The 13,015-nt window shown below is 71.4% G+C and carries 12 protein-coding genes; 3 read left to right on the forward strand and 9 right to left on the reverse strand.

All coding sequences use genetic code 11. The features are described 5' to 3' along the window. Positions 1 to 38 precede the first annotated feature (38 nt). The 5 genes from HHX30_RS04225 to HHX30_RS04245 all read right to left on the reverse strand — a co-directional run bounded on the left by HHX30_RS04225 (position 39) and on the right by HHX30_RS04245 (position 5,233). Positions 39 to 812, reverse strand: a complete 774-nt coding sequence (locus tag HHX30_RS04225; RefSeq protein ID WP_169979468.1) for an IclR family transcriptional regulator — start codon at positions 810 to 812, stop codon at positions 39 to 41. A gap of 30 nt (positions 813 to 842) precedes the next feature. After that, on the reverse strand, positions 843 to 2,006 hold the full coding sequence (locus tag HHX30_RS04230; protein ID WP_169979470.1) for an enolase C-terminal domain-like protein: 1,164 nt from the start codon (positions 2,004 to 2,006) through the stop codon (positions 843 to 845). Positions 2,007 to 2,117: 111 nt separating this feature from the next. Then, positions 2,118 to 3,413: a sugar ABC transporter substrate-binding protein gene (locus HHX30_RS04235; protein WP_169979472.1), complete on the reverse strand. Its 1,296-nt coding sequence runs from the start codon at positions 3,411 to 3,413 to the stop codon at positions 2,118 to 2,120. Positions 3,414 to 3,462: 49 nt separating this feature from the next. After that, the gene (locus HHX30_RS04240) at positions 3,463 to 4,350 is read right to left on the reverse strand and encodes a carbohydrate ABC transporter permease (RefSeq protein WP_169979474.1); all 888 of its coding nucleotides are present in this window, start codon (positions 4,348 to 4,350) and stop codon (positions 3,463 to 3,465) included. A gap of 19 nt (positions 4,351 to 4,369) precedes the next feature. Then, positions 4,370 to 5,233, reverse strand: coding sequence for a carbohydrate ABC transporter permease (locus HHX30_RS04245; RefSeq protein WP_169979830.1), 864 nt, complete (start codon positions 5,231 to 5,233; stop codon positions 4,370 to 4,372). Positions 5,234 to 5,484: 251 nt separating this feature from the next. On the opposite strand from HHX30_RS04245, the gene HHX30_RS04250 reads away from it, so the two are divergent. Both HHX30_RS04250 and HHX30_RS04255 read left to right on the forward strand, forming a co-directional pair. Beyond that, positions 5,485 to 6,408 carry a 5-dehydro-4-deoxyglucarate dehydratase gene (locus HHX30_RS04250; protein WP_169979477.1) on the forward strand — a complete coding sequence of 308 codons (924 nt, stop codon included), beginning with the start codon at positions 5,485 to 5,487 and terminating at the stop codon, positions 6,406 to 6,408. Positions 6,409 to 6,456: 48 nt separating this feature from the next. Further along, positions 6,457 to 7,743, forward strand: a complete 1,287-nt coding sequence (locus HHX30_RS04255) for a polysaccharide lyase family 1 protein (RefSeq protein ID WP_169979479.1) — start codon at positions 6,457 to 6,459, stop codon at positions 7,741 to 7,743. Positions 7,744 to 7,795: 52 nt separating this feature from the next. Here the strand turns inward: HHX30_RS04255 and HHX30_RS04260 are convergent, their stop codons facing one another. Together HHX30_RS04260 and HHX30_RS04265 are read right to left on the reverse strand one after the other, a co-directional pair. Next, positions 7,796 to 8,239: a nuclear transport factor 2 family protein gene (locus tag HHX30_RS04260; protein WP_169979480.1), complete on the reverse strand. Its 444-nt coding sequence runs from the start codon at positions 8,237 to 8,239 to the stop codon at positions 7,796 to 7,798. Positions 8,240 to 8,254: 15 nt separating this feature from the next. After that, positions 8,255 to 9,937 carry an FAD-dependent oxidoreductase gene (locus HHX30_RS04265; protein WP_169979482.1) on the reverse strand — a complete coding sequence of 561 codons (1,683 nt, stop codon included), beginning with the start codon at positions 9,935 to 9,937 and terminating at the stop codon, positions 8,255 to 8,257. A 128-nt stretch (positions 9,938 to 10,065) separates the two neighbouring features. On the opposite strand from HHX30_RS04265, the gene HHX30_RS04270 reads away from it, so the two are divergent. Further along, positions 10,066 to 10,695, forward strand: a complete 630-nt coding sequence (locus HHX30_RS04270) for a TetR/AcrR family transcriptional regulator (protein WP_169979484.1) — start codon at positions 10,066 to 10,068, stop codon at positions 10,693 to 10,695. A gap of 74 nt (positions 10,696 to 10,769) precedes the next feature. On the opposite strand, the gene HHX30_RS04275 is transcribed toward HHX30_RS04270, so the two are convergent. Together HHX30_RS04275 and HHX30_RS04280 are read right to left on the reverse strand one after the other, a co-directional pair. Then, positions 10,770 to 12,185, reverse strand: coding sequence for an aldehyde dehydrogenase (NADP(+)) (locus HHX30_RS04275; protein WP_311922070.1), 1,416 nt, complete (start codon positions 12,183 to 12,185; stop codon positions 10,770 to 10,772). A 1-nt stretch (position 12,186) separates the two neighbouring features. After that, entirely contained in the window at positions 12,187 to 12,990 is an 804-nt protein-coding gene (locus HHX30_RS04280; RefSeq protein WP_169979486.1) for an NAD(P)-dependent oxidoreductase, read from the reverse strand. Positions 12,991 to 13,015: the final 25 nt, after the last annotated feature.

A 13,015-nucleotide genomic window follows, 5' to 3' on the forward strand; every position in this document is an offset into this window, starting at 1 on the left:
GTGCGGACGGCTCCTGTGAACGGGCGGCGGGGCGCCGGTCAGTACGCCCGGCGCTGGCGCATGGCGGAGCGCTCGATGCGCTCGCGGGCCTCCAGCAGGCAGGAGGCGATCTCCTTCTCCCGCTCCGGGGTCAGGCGCGGGATCGGCACCGAGCAGCTGATGGCGTCGCGCGGCGGGTCGCTGATGTGCAGCGCGACGCCGAAGCACCGCAGCCCCTCGGTGTTCTCCTCGCGGTCCACCGCGTAGCCCTGCTTGCGCACCCGGCGCAGGTCGACCAGCAGCTCCTCGGCGTCCACGATCGTGTGGGCCGTCAGCGAGGGCAGCTCGGCGGGCAGCAGCGCGCGCACCTCGTCGTCGTCCCTGCTCGCCAGGATCGCCTTACCGAGCGACGTGGTGCTCGCCGGCAGACGGCGGCCCACCCGCGAGAACGGCCGCAGGTAGTGCCGCGAGGCGCGCGTGGCGAGATACACGATGTCGAAGTGGTCGAGCCGGGCGAGGTGCACCGTCTCCCCCGTCACCTCGGCCAGCCAGTCCAGGGCGTCGTGCGCGAGCTGGACCACCGGGTCCCCGTCGATGTACGTCGCCCCGACCAGCAGAGCCCGCATGCCGATCCGGTAGAGCGTGCCGGTGACGTCGGTCTCGATCCAGCCGAGGTCGACCAGCGTGCGCAGCAGGGCGTGCAGGCTGCTCTTGGGATAGCCCAGCTTGCCCTGAAGGTCGGTGAGGCTGTGCAGTCCGGGATACTGCGCGAAGAAGTCGAGCAGCTCGACCGTCCGGAGTGCCGACTTCACGTGCGGCACGGGTTCCGCCATGTGTACCTCCCTGACCCGCCTGTCCACCTCCTATTGTGAGCCGGTTCCCCAGCTGGCCACCGTCCGGGAGGCGATGTAGTCCATATCCAGATCATCCCCCAATCCGGGAGTGTCCGGCATCCGCACCCTGCCGTCGACGAGCGGGTCGACGATCGACCGCAGGTGCGGGGCGGGTGTGTCGTAGTCCGAGTGCGGGTGCAGCAGCCCCCGCTCGTACCACTGCCCGCACAGCGTGGCGCCGATCACGGCCAGCGCGCCGGAGCCGTTGCCGTGGATCTCGCAGTCCATGCCGAACGACTCGGCCAGGTGGACCGCCTTCACCGCCGGGATGATCCCGCCGGATCCGACGACGCCCACCCTGAGGATGTCGCAGGCCCCCGCGGCCACCCACTCCGCCCGGGCCATGTGCTTGCCCCAGGAGGTCTCCGGCCCGAGGATCGGCGTCTTCAGCTGGTCGGCGAGCCATCGGTACGACTGTACCGACGCCTCCTCCATGGGCTCCTCGTACCAGGTGAAGTTCAGCTCGTCGAGGGCCCGGCCGAGGGTCAGGGCCTCGGAGCGGGAGTACCAGTGGTTGCTGTCGAGCATGAGCGCGATGTCCGGCCCGACCGCCTCGCGGACCGCGGCGCACGCCTCGATGTCGCGGTCCACGCCGTACGGCATGGGCGGCATCCAGGTGTGCAGCTTGATCCCGCGGTAGCCGCGGGACACCAGCTCCTTGGCGAAGGCGGCGTAGTCCTCGGGGGTGGCCAGGCCGCCGGGGATGTCGTCGCCGCACATGGTGCTCGCGTAGGCGGGCACCTCGGAGCGGGCGCCGCCGAGGAGCTTCCAGACGGGCAGGCCGAGCTTGCGCCCCGCGAGGTCCCACAGGGCCTGGTCGGCGGCGCTGAGCGCGCGGTCGGACAGGTTGCCCTGGGCGCCCCGCTGCCGGCGGGCGACGCGGTGCCACAGCCGCTCCCGGTCGAGGCTGTCCTGGCCGACCAGTGCGGGGCCGATGTGGCCGCTGATCACCGCCTCCCTGACGGTGTCCGGCGCGGCCAGGCAGTACCCGGTCGCGCCGTCGCTGTCGGTGACGGCCAGCAGCGCCTCCCGCACCTCCCTGGGCGGCCCGGGATGCCGGTGGCCGTGCCCGTCCACCACGGATTTGGTGACCGTGGTGAAGAGCGTGACGATGACGCGTTCGACTACCGCCATGGACTCTTCCCTTTCGTCGGTGAGTTCGGGAGGGACCGTGCCGTCCGGGCCCGGAGGGCCGGTGCGCGGTCAGGGACGCACCGGCCCGGTCCCGGATGCCGGCGGGCTCGATCAGCCGCCGGTCGCCTTCTTCCATTCGGCCTGGGCGTCGGTCAGCTTCTGCGCCAGGGTGTCGAGGAACTCCTGGGGCTTCATCTGGCCGAGCAGGACCTTCTGGAAGAGGGGCTCGGTGTCGGCCTTGGTGATGGAGGAGAACTGCGGCAGGTAGTAGGGCGGGGACACGACCTGGGTGTTCGGGTCGTTCAGCGTTTCGACGGCCGTCTTCACGTGCTGGAGGTCCTGCAGCCAGGAGTCGCCCTGCGCCTCGGTGTTGGCCGGGATCTGGCCGGTCTGCTGGTTCCAGTAGCTGTTGCTGTCGTGGGAGACCAGGAACTCCACGAACTTCCAGGCGGCGTCCTTGTGCTCGCTGTTCTTGAACACCGCGAACCCGTCCACGGGGTTGGCCACGATGGTCCGCTTGCCGCCGGGGCCGGTCGGCAGCGCGAAGGCGGCGATCTTGTCCTTGCCGTGCGCCTTGACGTGGTCGTTGTAGGAGCCCAGGTTGTGGTGCATCATCGCGATCTTCCCGGTGCCGAACGCGGCGACCATCTTCGGGAAGTCGTTGGTGACGTCGGCCTCGGGGGTGTCCTTCTTGTACAGCCCGGCCATCCTGCCGAGGAACTCGACGTTCTTCGGGTCGTTGACCGTGCTCTTGCCCGAGGCGTCGAAGAACTCGCCCACGCCCGAGTAGGAGTACATCTCGGCGAGGATCTGGAAGATCGAGCCGGCGCCGCCGCGGATGGTGTAGCCGTACTCGTCGGGCTTCTTGGTCAGCTCGTCGGCGCTGGTGAAGAACTCGTCCCAGGTGCTCGGCGCCTGCTGGAGCTTGTCCTTCAGGTACCACACCACGTCCATGTTGGAGGTGCCCGGCACGAGGTAGAGCTTGCCGTCGGGCACGGTCTTGCGGACCGAGTCGAGCATCGGCGTGGCCAGCTTGCCGTTCACCGAGCTCTTGGACAGCCAGTCGTCGGCCGGCTCCAGCGCCTGCTGACCGGTCAGGTTGGCCAGGTACGACGTGGTGACGCCGCCGACGTCGGGGGTGTCCCCGCCCGCGATGGCGGTGTCGTACTTCTGCTGGACGGACGCGATCGGGACGCCGACGTACTCGACGTGGATCGAGGGGTTGGCCGCCTCGAACCGCTTGATCAGCTCCTGGTAGATCGGGGTGCGAGTACCCCCGTTGTTGTCCCAGAACGTGATGGTCGTCTTGCCGGAGCCGTCGCCGGAACCCGAGCCCGAGTCCGACCCGCATCCCGTGGCGGTGACGGCGAGAACGGCGAGCGCCGCCCAGGCCACTTTCATTCTCATCTGTGTCCTCCTGCTCTCGACAGGCTGGTCTCTGAATGGGTGGGGGGTGCTATCCCTTGACCGCGCCGGCGCTGATGCCGTGCACGAGATAGCGCTGGACCACAGCGAACACGCAGACCACCGGCAGGGCGGCGACGACGCCCCCGGCCGCTAGAGCCCCGAAGTCGGCGCTGTACTCCCCGATCGTGTAGCTGAGACCGACGGGGATCGTGAAGCTGTCCTGCTTGCTGACGAACATCAGCGCGAACAGGAAGTTGTTCCACGTGTGGATGAACGCGAACGACCCCACGGCGATCAGGCCGGGCCGCAGCTGCGGCAGCACGATCGCGAGGAAGCCGCGGAACCGCGTGCAGCCGTCGACCATCGCGGCCTCCTCCACCGTGAACGGCACGGCCGAGATGAAACCGCTCATGAGGATGATCGACAGAGGCAGGTTGAACACGGTGTCGGCGAGGACGAGGCTCCCCAGGCTGTTGATCAGGCCGAGCGACTTGAAGATCGAAAACAGCGGGATCAGCATCATCGCGCCGGGGATGAACTGGGTGCACAGCAGCACGACCATGAACAGGCTCCGGCCGCGGAACCGGTAGCGCGCCAGCGCGTACCCGCCCATCACCGCGATGACCGTGGTGAACAGCAGCGACCAGACCCCGACGATCACGCTGTTCTTGAAGAAGACCGCGTAGCCGATGTCGTTCCAGACGGTCTCGAAGTGCTCGAACGTGATCGGCCAGGGGACGGGGTCGGTCGATCCCGCCGGCCGCAGGGCGAACACGAGCATCCAGTAGAACGGCACGAGGGTGAAGACCAGATACAGCCCGAGGGGGATGTAGAGCCGCAGCACACGGCCGGGGTCCTTCCTCTTCGAACGACGGCGGCGTGCCCCCGCGGGCACCGCCGCCCGGCTGCGGGGGCGGGTCATGACGTCGGCGCTCATTGCGAAAACCCTCGCCTCTTCATCGGTCTCGGTCCTCCCCGAACCGGTTCAGCCGGAGGTAGAGGATGGAGCAGAACAGCAGGATCACGAAGCCCGCCATCGTCAGCGCCGAGCCGTACCCGAAGTCCTTGGAGTCGACGGCGCGCTGGGCCACGTACAGCGGCAACGTGGTCGTCGCCTGTGCGGGACCGCCGCCGGTGAGCGTGTAGAGCAGGTCGACGTTGTTGAACTCCCAGACCCCGCGCAGCAGGGTGGCCAGCACGATCGCGTCCCGCAGGTGCGGCAGCGTGACGTGGAAGAAGCGCCTCGTCCGGCCCGCCCCGTCCACCGCCGCGGCCTCGTACAGCTCGCCCGGGATGCCCTGGAGGCCGGCGAGCAGGAGGATCGCGAAGAACGGCACGCCGCGCCACAACTCGGTCACCACGACGGCCGGGAAGACCGTGTCGGGGTTGCCGAGGACCGCCGCCTCCGGCTGCCCGAGAAACCGCAGCACTCCGGTGCTGGGGGTGTAGAGCAGGATCCAGATGCCCGTCGTCAGCACCCCGGAGACGGCCCACGGGGAGAAGACCAGCGACCGGGCGAGTCCCCGGCCGATGAAACTTTCATTGACGATGAGGGCGAGCGCGAGTCCGAGGAGCAACTGCAGGCCGACCTCGACGATCACCCACTTTGCGGTGAAACCGAGGCTCTGCCAGAACAGCTCGTCCTCGAACAGCATCCGCCGGAAGTTGTCCAGCCCGGCGAAGCCGTTGGCCCATGGCCTGGTGAGGTTCTGGTGCTGCAGGCTGTAGTACGCGACGCTGCCGATGGGATAGACGAGGAACGCCGCGATGAGCGCGACCGTCGGCGAGATCAGCAGGTACGGCACGGCCCTGCGGCGCATCGTCGTCACCGGCGCATCTCCTCTGTGACTTTTCGAAACTCGGTCAGGACATATTCCTGAACTTCGTTCACAAGCGTGGACGGATCAACGGTGATGTTCGGGCCTCGGTCCTGTCAAGGACCCGTGTCCTTTTCGAAACATTCGCCCTCTTGGGGTGCGCGTCTTGACCACGCGCCGCCGCGCGCCGTACGGTCCCGGTGTTCACGAATATGAATCAGGTTCAGATGGATGACGCAGGAGGATGACGGAGAATGCCGGTGACGTTCGACGGCCTGCTGTTCTTCCCGGTCACGCCGTGCGACGAGGAGGAGCGGCTCGACCTCGAGGTGTTCCGCCGGCACGTACGGCAGGGCGTCGAGGCGGGGTGCGGCGCGGTGTTCGCCTGCTGCGGCACCGGCGAGTTCCCCTCGCTCAGCCTGCGGGACTACGCCGCCTGCGTGGCCGCGGCCGTCGAGGAGGCCGCCGGGCGCGTCCCGGTGGTCGCCGGGACCGGCTACGGCACCGCGATGGCCCTGGAGTTCGCCAGAGCGGCCGAGGACGGCGGGGCCTCGGCCCTGCTCGCGCTGCCGCCGTACCTCGTGCAGGCGGGCCAGCACGGCCTGCGCCGCCACTACGAGGCGATCGCGGACGGCACCCGGCTGCCGGTCATCCTCTACCAGCGCGACAACGCCGTCTTCGAGCCGGAGACGGTCGCGGCGCTCGCGGAGCACCCGGGTGTCATCGGGCTCAAGGACGGCTACGGCGATCTCGGCCTCATGCGCCGGATCATCGAGACCGCCCCGCCCTCCATGCTGTACTTCAACGGCCTGCCGACGGCGGAGCTGTCCCAGGCCGGCTACCGGGACCTCGGCGTGGTCCGCTACTCCTCCGCCGTCTTCTGCTTCCTCCCCGGCCTCGCGCTCGCCTGCTACGAGGCGCTGCGGGACGGTCGCGACGACGTCGCGAACCGTCTGATCGAGGGCTTCTACCGGCCCCTGGTCGACCTGCGCGGCGAGGGCCCGGGATACGCCGTCTCGCTCATCAAGGCGGGCGTACGCCTGCGTGGTCTGGACGTGGGACCCGTCCGCCGGCCGCTGTCCGATCCCAGCCCCGAGCACATCGACAGGCTCGCCGCGCTGATCGACCGCGGTCTCGCCCTTCTCGACGAACTGGAGCGGTCGCCCGATCCGGCCTGAGCGCCGGGCGACGAGTTTCGGGGGAGCGATCGCAGAACGGAGACAGTCATGCCCGGAAGATCCCTACTCCTGTCGGCCGCCCTCGCGGTCGCGGCCGCCGTCCCCGTGCTCGGGGCGGGCCCCGCCGCGGCCGCCCCGCGGCCCGACCTCGGCAGGCAGACGCTGCCCGCGGGCGACGGCTGGGCCTCGGCCGGCACCGGCACCACCGGCGGCGCGGCGGCCCCCGCCGCCAACGTCCGCGTGGTCACCGACCGCGCCGGCCTGGCCGCGGCCCTCGCCTCCCCCGGCCCCCGCATCATCTACGTCAAGGGCGTCGTCGACGTCGACAGGACCTGCGCGGACTTCGCCACCGGCGGTTACACGCTGGCCGGCTACCTCGCGGCGTACGACCCGGCCGTGTGGGGCCGCGACACCGAGCCGTCCGGGCCGCTGGAGGACGCGCGGGCCGCCTCCGCCGCGGCGCAGACGAAGTACATCAAGCTCAAGGTGCCGTCCGGCACCACCATCGTGGGCCTGCCCGGAGCGACCATCCGGGGCGTCAACCTGCACGTGGACAAGGCCGACAACGTCATCATCCGCAACATCCGGTTCGAGGACGCCGCCGACTGCTTCCCCCAGTGGGACCCCACCGACGGCGCCGAGGGCAACTGGAACTCCCTCTACGACAACATCTCGGTCACCGGCTCGACCCACGTCTGGATCGACCACAACACGTTCAGCGACGGGGACAACCCCGACTCGGCGCAGCCGTTCTACTTCGGCCGGCCCTACCAGGTGCACGACGGCCAGGCGGACATCACGGCCGGGTCCGACTTCGTGACCGTGTCATGGAACAAGTTCACGGACCACGACAAGACCATGCTGATCGGCTCGACCAACAACCCCGCGACCGACCGGGGCAAGCTCAGCGTCACCGTGCACCACAACGAGTTCTACAACAACCTCCAGCGGCTGCCGCGCGTCCGCTTCGGCAAGGTGCACGTCTACAACAACTACTACCAGGTGCCCGACGCCGGGCCCTTCGAGTACGCGCTGGGCGTGGGTGTGGAGTCCCAGATCTACGCGGAGAACAACTACTTCCGGCTGAGCCGGAGCGTCGACCCCGCCGACCTGCTCTACAACTGGGGCGGCACGACGCTGACGGCCAAGGGCAACCTGCTGCGGGTCGGCGGCGGGGAGACCCCGCTCGACCTGGTCGCCGCCTACAACGCCAAGAACGACCCCGACCTCGGCTCCGACGCGGGCTGGACCCCGACCCTCCACACGACCATCGACCCCGCCGCGACCGTGCGCAGGGAGGTCTCCCGGCACGCCGGGGCCGGCGAGATCCACTGACGGCCGGCGGCGTGCGGCCCTTCCCCCCGGAGGGGCCGCGCGTCCCCCCGCGTCACACGCCGAGGCGGGCCAGCGGAAGCCCGAGCTGGAGATACAGCTCAAGCTGGTCGTAGAAGACCTGCTGGTCGACGATCAGGCCGCCCTCGGTGCCGAAGAACCAGCAGCACCGTACGCTGACGTACCGCCCGGTGGCCTGGAGGACCTCGCCCGTGGTGATCGGGAACGGCCCGGTGTGCCTGCCGGTCCCCACCGCGGCGACCGCCGTGGTCCCGGCGTCCGCGACCTTCTGCAGCACCGTGGCGTGGACGTCGGGGAAGGCCTGCCAGATGCCGGTGTGGTAGGACGCCACCTCCGAGCGGCCCTCCGCGGGCCCGCCCGGGACGACCGTGACGGGCTTGGCGCAGTAGCACCGCATGACCGCCTCCAGGTCGTGGGCGTTGTACGCGCTGAAATACCGGTCCACCACGTCGGCCATGGCGAGACCCCCGATCCTCACACCTGGAAGTCCAGGTTATCGGGGCGGCGGAGGGCCGGGCCAGGCCGGCAGGACCGGCCGGTCGGGCGGCGCGCCGTCCAGGCCGAGCAGGCGCGTCAGCGCATCCCGTAACAGGCGCCCCGGGAGCGCGGGCAGTTCGCGTGCGCGCCAGGCGACGAAGCCGTCGGGCCGGACGAGGACCGCGCCGGTCTTCGTGATGCCGTAGGCACCGGGGAACCGGTCCTCGGGGTCGCGCAGGCCGGCGCCGATCCGATGGACCTCCAGCCCGGCCTCCCGCGCGGCCGCGGCGGCCCACTCCCCGCCGTCCGGGCCGGTCAGCAGCGTGAAGGCGCCCGTGAACAGGTCGAGCGTGGACAGCCTGATCCCCGCCCGCTCCAGCCACACGTGCGGTGCGCGCAGACCCGGGCGCCCGCTGGGAGCGCGGGGATCCTCGGCCGGCGCCGCGAAGGCCGGTGTCTCTAGGGCCGGTGTCTCGAAGGCCGGTGTCTCCGGGATGATCGCCGCGGAGTCGTACCGGTAACCGAAGATCATCGTCACGTCGTCGACCCCGGTGACGTCCCCTCCCGTGCGGCGGCCGGCGAGGTGCCGCGTCGCGGTCTCCAGCGTCAGCCGCGCGACCGGAAGGCGTTCCCGCTCATAGGTGTCCAGCAGCGCCTGTCCCGCCCGGCCCGCGAGCACGGCGGCGAGTTTCCACGCCAGGTTGTGCGCGTCGGCGATGCCGGTGTTCGCGCCGTACGAACCCGCGGGCGGCACGACGTGGGCCGCGTCGCCCGCGAAGAACACCCGCCCGGCCCGGAAGCGGTGCGCGATCCAGCCGCCGATCGTGCTGCGGGACACCGTTCCCGGCCGCCCCGGCACGGGGGGCACGAGGGTGACGTCGAGGTCCGCCACCCCGGTCGCGAGGCGGGCCAGCTCGGCGCAACGCTCATCCGAGAAGTCGCCCTGGGGCTGCTCCGGATGCGCGGGCACCCCGAGCATCCACCGTCCGTACGTCCGCAGCGGCACCAGGACCGTGCCCGGCGCCGGCCGGTCGAGGTAGGCCAGCAGGAAGCGCCGCCCCCGCAGCACGGCGGACAGATCGGCGTCGAAGACGAAATACGACACGTCGGTGGTGGGTCCGGGCCGGTCCGCGCCGATGCCGAGCCGGTCGCGGACGCCCGCACGGTGGCCGTCGGCGGCGACCAGATAATCGGCGCGGACGCGGCGTGCGGCGCCGGTGGCGAGGTCGCGGACGACGGCCGTCACACCGTCGTCGTCGGCGTCGAAGGAGACCAGCTCGGTGCCGAAGCACACCTCCGCGCCGCCGCCCTCGGCATGGGCGCGCACGACGCGTTCCAGCTCGTCCTGGTCGATCATCGCCCAGTCGGCGGGGCTGACCGCCGCGGGCGGCCGGACGTGCGCGAGCAGGTCGACCCGGAAGCGCTCCCGCCCGGCCAGCGTGTCCGCGCCGATCATCTCCGGAAGACCGGCCAGGATCGACTGACGCCCGCGGATCTCCTCCTCCAGGCCCGCGGCACGGTAGATCTCCATCGAGCGCGGGTTGAACGCCCGCGCCTGCGGCGTGATCGCCGTGGACGGATGCCGTTCGACCAGCATCGGGCGGACCCCCAGACGGGTGAGGAAGAGCGCGGCGGACAGGCCGGTGATGCCTCCTCCCACGATGAGGACGGCGGTCCTGCGGTCGTACGGTCCGGTCATCGCCGCGGCTCCCGTCTGTGCCCGGCGGGGTCGTCCAGAACGCCGGCCCCGCCCCTCCGATAATCAACCGAACCTAAAACTGTGTCAATCGTCCGGTTGATTATGACCGCCGGCTGTACGATCGGGGCGTGCCCACGAAGCCACGCCGGTCTCCCCAACCCCAGGAACGGCAGCGCGACCCGGACCGCACCCGCCGGCTCATCCTCGACGCCGCGACGGTGGAGTTCGCCGCGCACGGGTACGCGGGGGCACGGCTCAGCGCGATCGCCGCCAGGGCCGGCGTCAACCAGCAGCTGATCTCGTACTACTTCGACGGCAAGGAAGGCCTTTATCGGGCCCTCGGGGAACGCTGGCGGGAGCGCCAGAGCGAGCTGGTGACGCCCGGCACGCCGCTGCCCGAGCAGCTCCGCCGGTACGCGCTGGAGGTGCTGCACGACCCGGACGGTGTCCGGCTGCTGGCGTGGAGCGGCCTGGAGTACGAAGGGCCGGCGACCGACCCCGACCAGGCGCCGCGCTCGGAGCGGCTGCGGGGCTACGTGGACGAGGTCCGCGCCCGGCAGGCGGCCGGCCGGCTGCCCGACGAGGTGGACCCGGCCTGCCTCACCGTCATGCTGATGGCCGCCGCGATGGCGACCACGACGCTGCCGCACGTCGTCGAAGGCGTCTGCGGGGTCGATCCCCGCTCCCCCGAGTTCGTCCGGCACTACGCCGACCAGGTCGCACTCCTCGGCCGGCTCCTCGGACTCGATCCCGGATAGGCGTGCGCGCCGCCCCCAAACGGGAGCGGCGCGGAAACCCTAGCGGGAACGGCGCGGAAACCCAGGCGGCGGCGTCAGACGCGCAGGCGGCCGTCCACGCGCTGCGGAACGCCGAGGGGGTTGTCGTCGCGCAGCTCCGGCGGCAGCAGATCCCCCGGCCAGTCCTGGTACGCCACGGGGGTCGTCCAGCGCCTGATCGAGGCCGCGCCGACGGAGGTGTGCGCCGGGGCGGTGGAGGCGGGCCAGGGGCCGCCGTGGTGCATCGCCCAGCAGACGGCGACGCCCGTGGGCCAGCCGTTCCAGATGAGCCGCCCCGCCAGCCGGTTCAGGACCGGCACGAGGTCGCGGGCCTCCTCGGGCGCGGCCGCGTGGACGGTCGCGGTCAGCGACCCGGGCAGCCGGCGAAGCACGGCGGGCAGGTCGCCGGGGTCGCGGTAGCGGACGACGATCGCCGACGGGCCGAAGCACTCCTCCGCCAACTCGGGCAGCCCGTCCGCGAACGCCTCCAGATCGGCGGCGAAGACCTGCGGGGTGATGCCGTCCACCGTGCCCCCGCCGGCCAGCACGGTGAGCCGCTCGGCCAGCCGGCCGGACGCCCGCAGGTAGCCCTCGCGGATCTTGTCGGTCAGCATGGGCCCGCCGCTGGTCGCGCCGACCGCCTCGGCGACGGCCTGCTCGAAGCCTCCGTCCGCGGGGACGAACACCAGGCCGGGGTTGGTGCAGAACTGCCCCACCCCCAGCGTCAGCGACGCCGCGAACCCCGAGGCCACCTCGGCGGGGTCGGCCGAGGGCAGCACGACGACCGGGTTGACGCTGCCCAGCTCGCCGTAGAACGGGATCGGGTCGGGCCGCTCGTCGATCAGTTTCTGGATGGCCGTCCCGCCCGCGACCGAGCCGGTGAAGCCGACCGCCGTGACGAGCGGGTGCCGCACCAGCGGGGCCCCCGTCTCGAACCCGTGCACGAGCCCGAGCAGGCCGGGGTCGGGCAGGGCCTGCCGTACGACGGAGGCGGTCAGGTCGGAGGTGCGGGGGTGCCCCTCGTGGGCCTTCACCACGACCGGGCAGCCGGCCGCGAGCGCCGACACCGTGTCGCCGCCCGCCACCGAGAACGCGAAGGGGAAGTTGCTGGCCGCGAAGACGGCCACGACGCCGAGCGGGTGGTTCATCCGGCGCACGTCGGGACGCGGCGGGGTGGCACCGGGGTCGGGGTGGTCGATCACCGCCTCCACCCACCCGCCGTCCCGCAGGACGTCGGCGAACAGCCGGAACTGCGCGGCCGTACGGGCGATCTCGCCGCGCAGCCGCGCCTCCGGCAGCCGGGTCTCCTCCGCCGCGGCCGGCCACAGCTCCTCGGCGTGCTTCAGCAGGGCGTCGGCGACGCCTTCGAGCACGGCGGCGCGCTCGGCCGGGGGCGTCGCCCGCCACGCCTGCCCCGCCGCGGCGGCCCGCTCGACCGCCGACTGGACGGCATCGTTCACCTGGTCAGTCACCTCAGCTCCCCGCTGTGAGATTCTCGACGTCGTAGCGGGGGCCGCAGAAGGCCCCGCCGACCAGCGAGTGCGGCAGCTCCCCGAGATCGGGCTCGCCGTGCTCGGCGATCAGCTTATCGGCGTAGATTTCCGCGTCGTCCTTGGGCTCGTAGCCGATGGCCCGGCCCTCCTCCAGCGACCACCAGCGGCGCGTGTTGGCCGACACCCCCCACACCACGTGGAAGCCGTCCGCCGCGAGCGACGCCTCGGCCAGCCGCGCGCAGTCGTCCGGCGACAGCCAGGTCGACAGCATGCGCACGTCCCTGGGCCGCTCGAAGCACGAGCCGATCCGCAGGCAGGTGACGTGCATGCCGTACCGGTCGTGGTAGAGCGAGCCGAGTGCCTCCTTGGTCACCTTGCTCACGCCGTAGAAGGTGTCCGGGCGTGGGAACAGGTAGTCGGGGGCCTCGCCCGCGTCGCGCGGGAAGAACCCGACCGCGTGGTTGCTGCTGGCCAGCACGACGTGGCGCACCGCGGCCCGCCTCGCGGCCTCCAGCACCACGTAGGTGCCGTTGATGTTGACCTGCAGGATGTCCGCCCACGGCTGTTCGAGGCTGTGGCCGCCGAGGTGCAGCACCGCGTCCACGCCGTCCATCGCCGCGTCCATCGCCTCCGGGTCGGTGATGTCGGCGGTCACCGCCTCCTCACCCGGCCCCGCCTCCAGCGGGACGACGTCGAGCAGGCGCAGCACGCGCCCTTCCCCGGCCAGCCGGGGTCGCAGCAGGGTGCCGACGCCGCCCGCCGCGCCGGTCATGAGAATTCGCATGTGCCTCCTGTCGGATCGGCCCTGC

The organism is Microbispora sp. H10836, from assembly GCF_012999525.1.
GTDB lineage: Bacteria > Actinomycetota > Actinomycetes > Streptosporangiales > Streptosporangiaceae > Microbispora.

Excerpts from the sequence above, each read along its gene's own strand:
- HHX30_RS04235 (WP_169979472.1), bottom strand. The coding sequence starts at position 3,413 with ATGAGAATGAAAGTGGCCTGGGCGGCGCTCGCCGTTCTCGCCGTCACC.
- HHX30_RS04230 (WP_169979470.1), bottom strand. The coding sequence starts at position 2,006 with ATGGCGGTAGTCGAACGCGTCATCGTCACGCTCTTCACCACGGTCACC.
- HHX30_RS04250 (WP_169979477.1), top strand. The coding sequence starts at position 5,485 with ATGCCGGTGACGTTCGACGGCCTGCTGTTCTTCCCGGTCACGCCGTGC.
- HHX30_RS04265 (WP_169979482.1), bottom strand. The coding sequence starts at position 9,937 with ATGACCGGACCGTACGACCGCAGGACCGCCGTCCTCATCGTGGGAGGA.
- HHX30_RS04280 (WP_169979486.1), bottom strand. The coding sequence starts at position 12,990 with ATGCGAATTCTCATGACCGGCGCGGCGGGCGGCGTCGGCACCCTGCTG.
- HHX30_RS04255 (WP_169979479.1), top strand. The coding sequence starts at position 6,457 with ATGCCCGGAAGATCCCTACTCCTGTCGGCCGCCCTCGCGGTCGCGGCC.
- HHX30_RS04245 (WP_169979830.1), bottom strand. The coding sequence starts at position 5,233 with ATGCGCCGCAGGGCCGTGCCGTACCTGCTGATCTCGCCGACGGTCGCG.
- HHX30_RS04240 (WP_169979474.1), bottom strand. The coding sequence starts at position 4,350 with ATGAGCGCCGACGTCATGACCCGCCCCCGCAGCCGGGCGGCGGTGCCC.
- HHX30_RS04225 (WP_169979468.1), bottom strand. The coding sequence starts at position 812 with ATGGCGGAACCCGTGCCGCACGTGAAGTCGGCACTCCGGACGGTCGAG.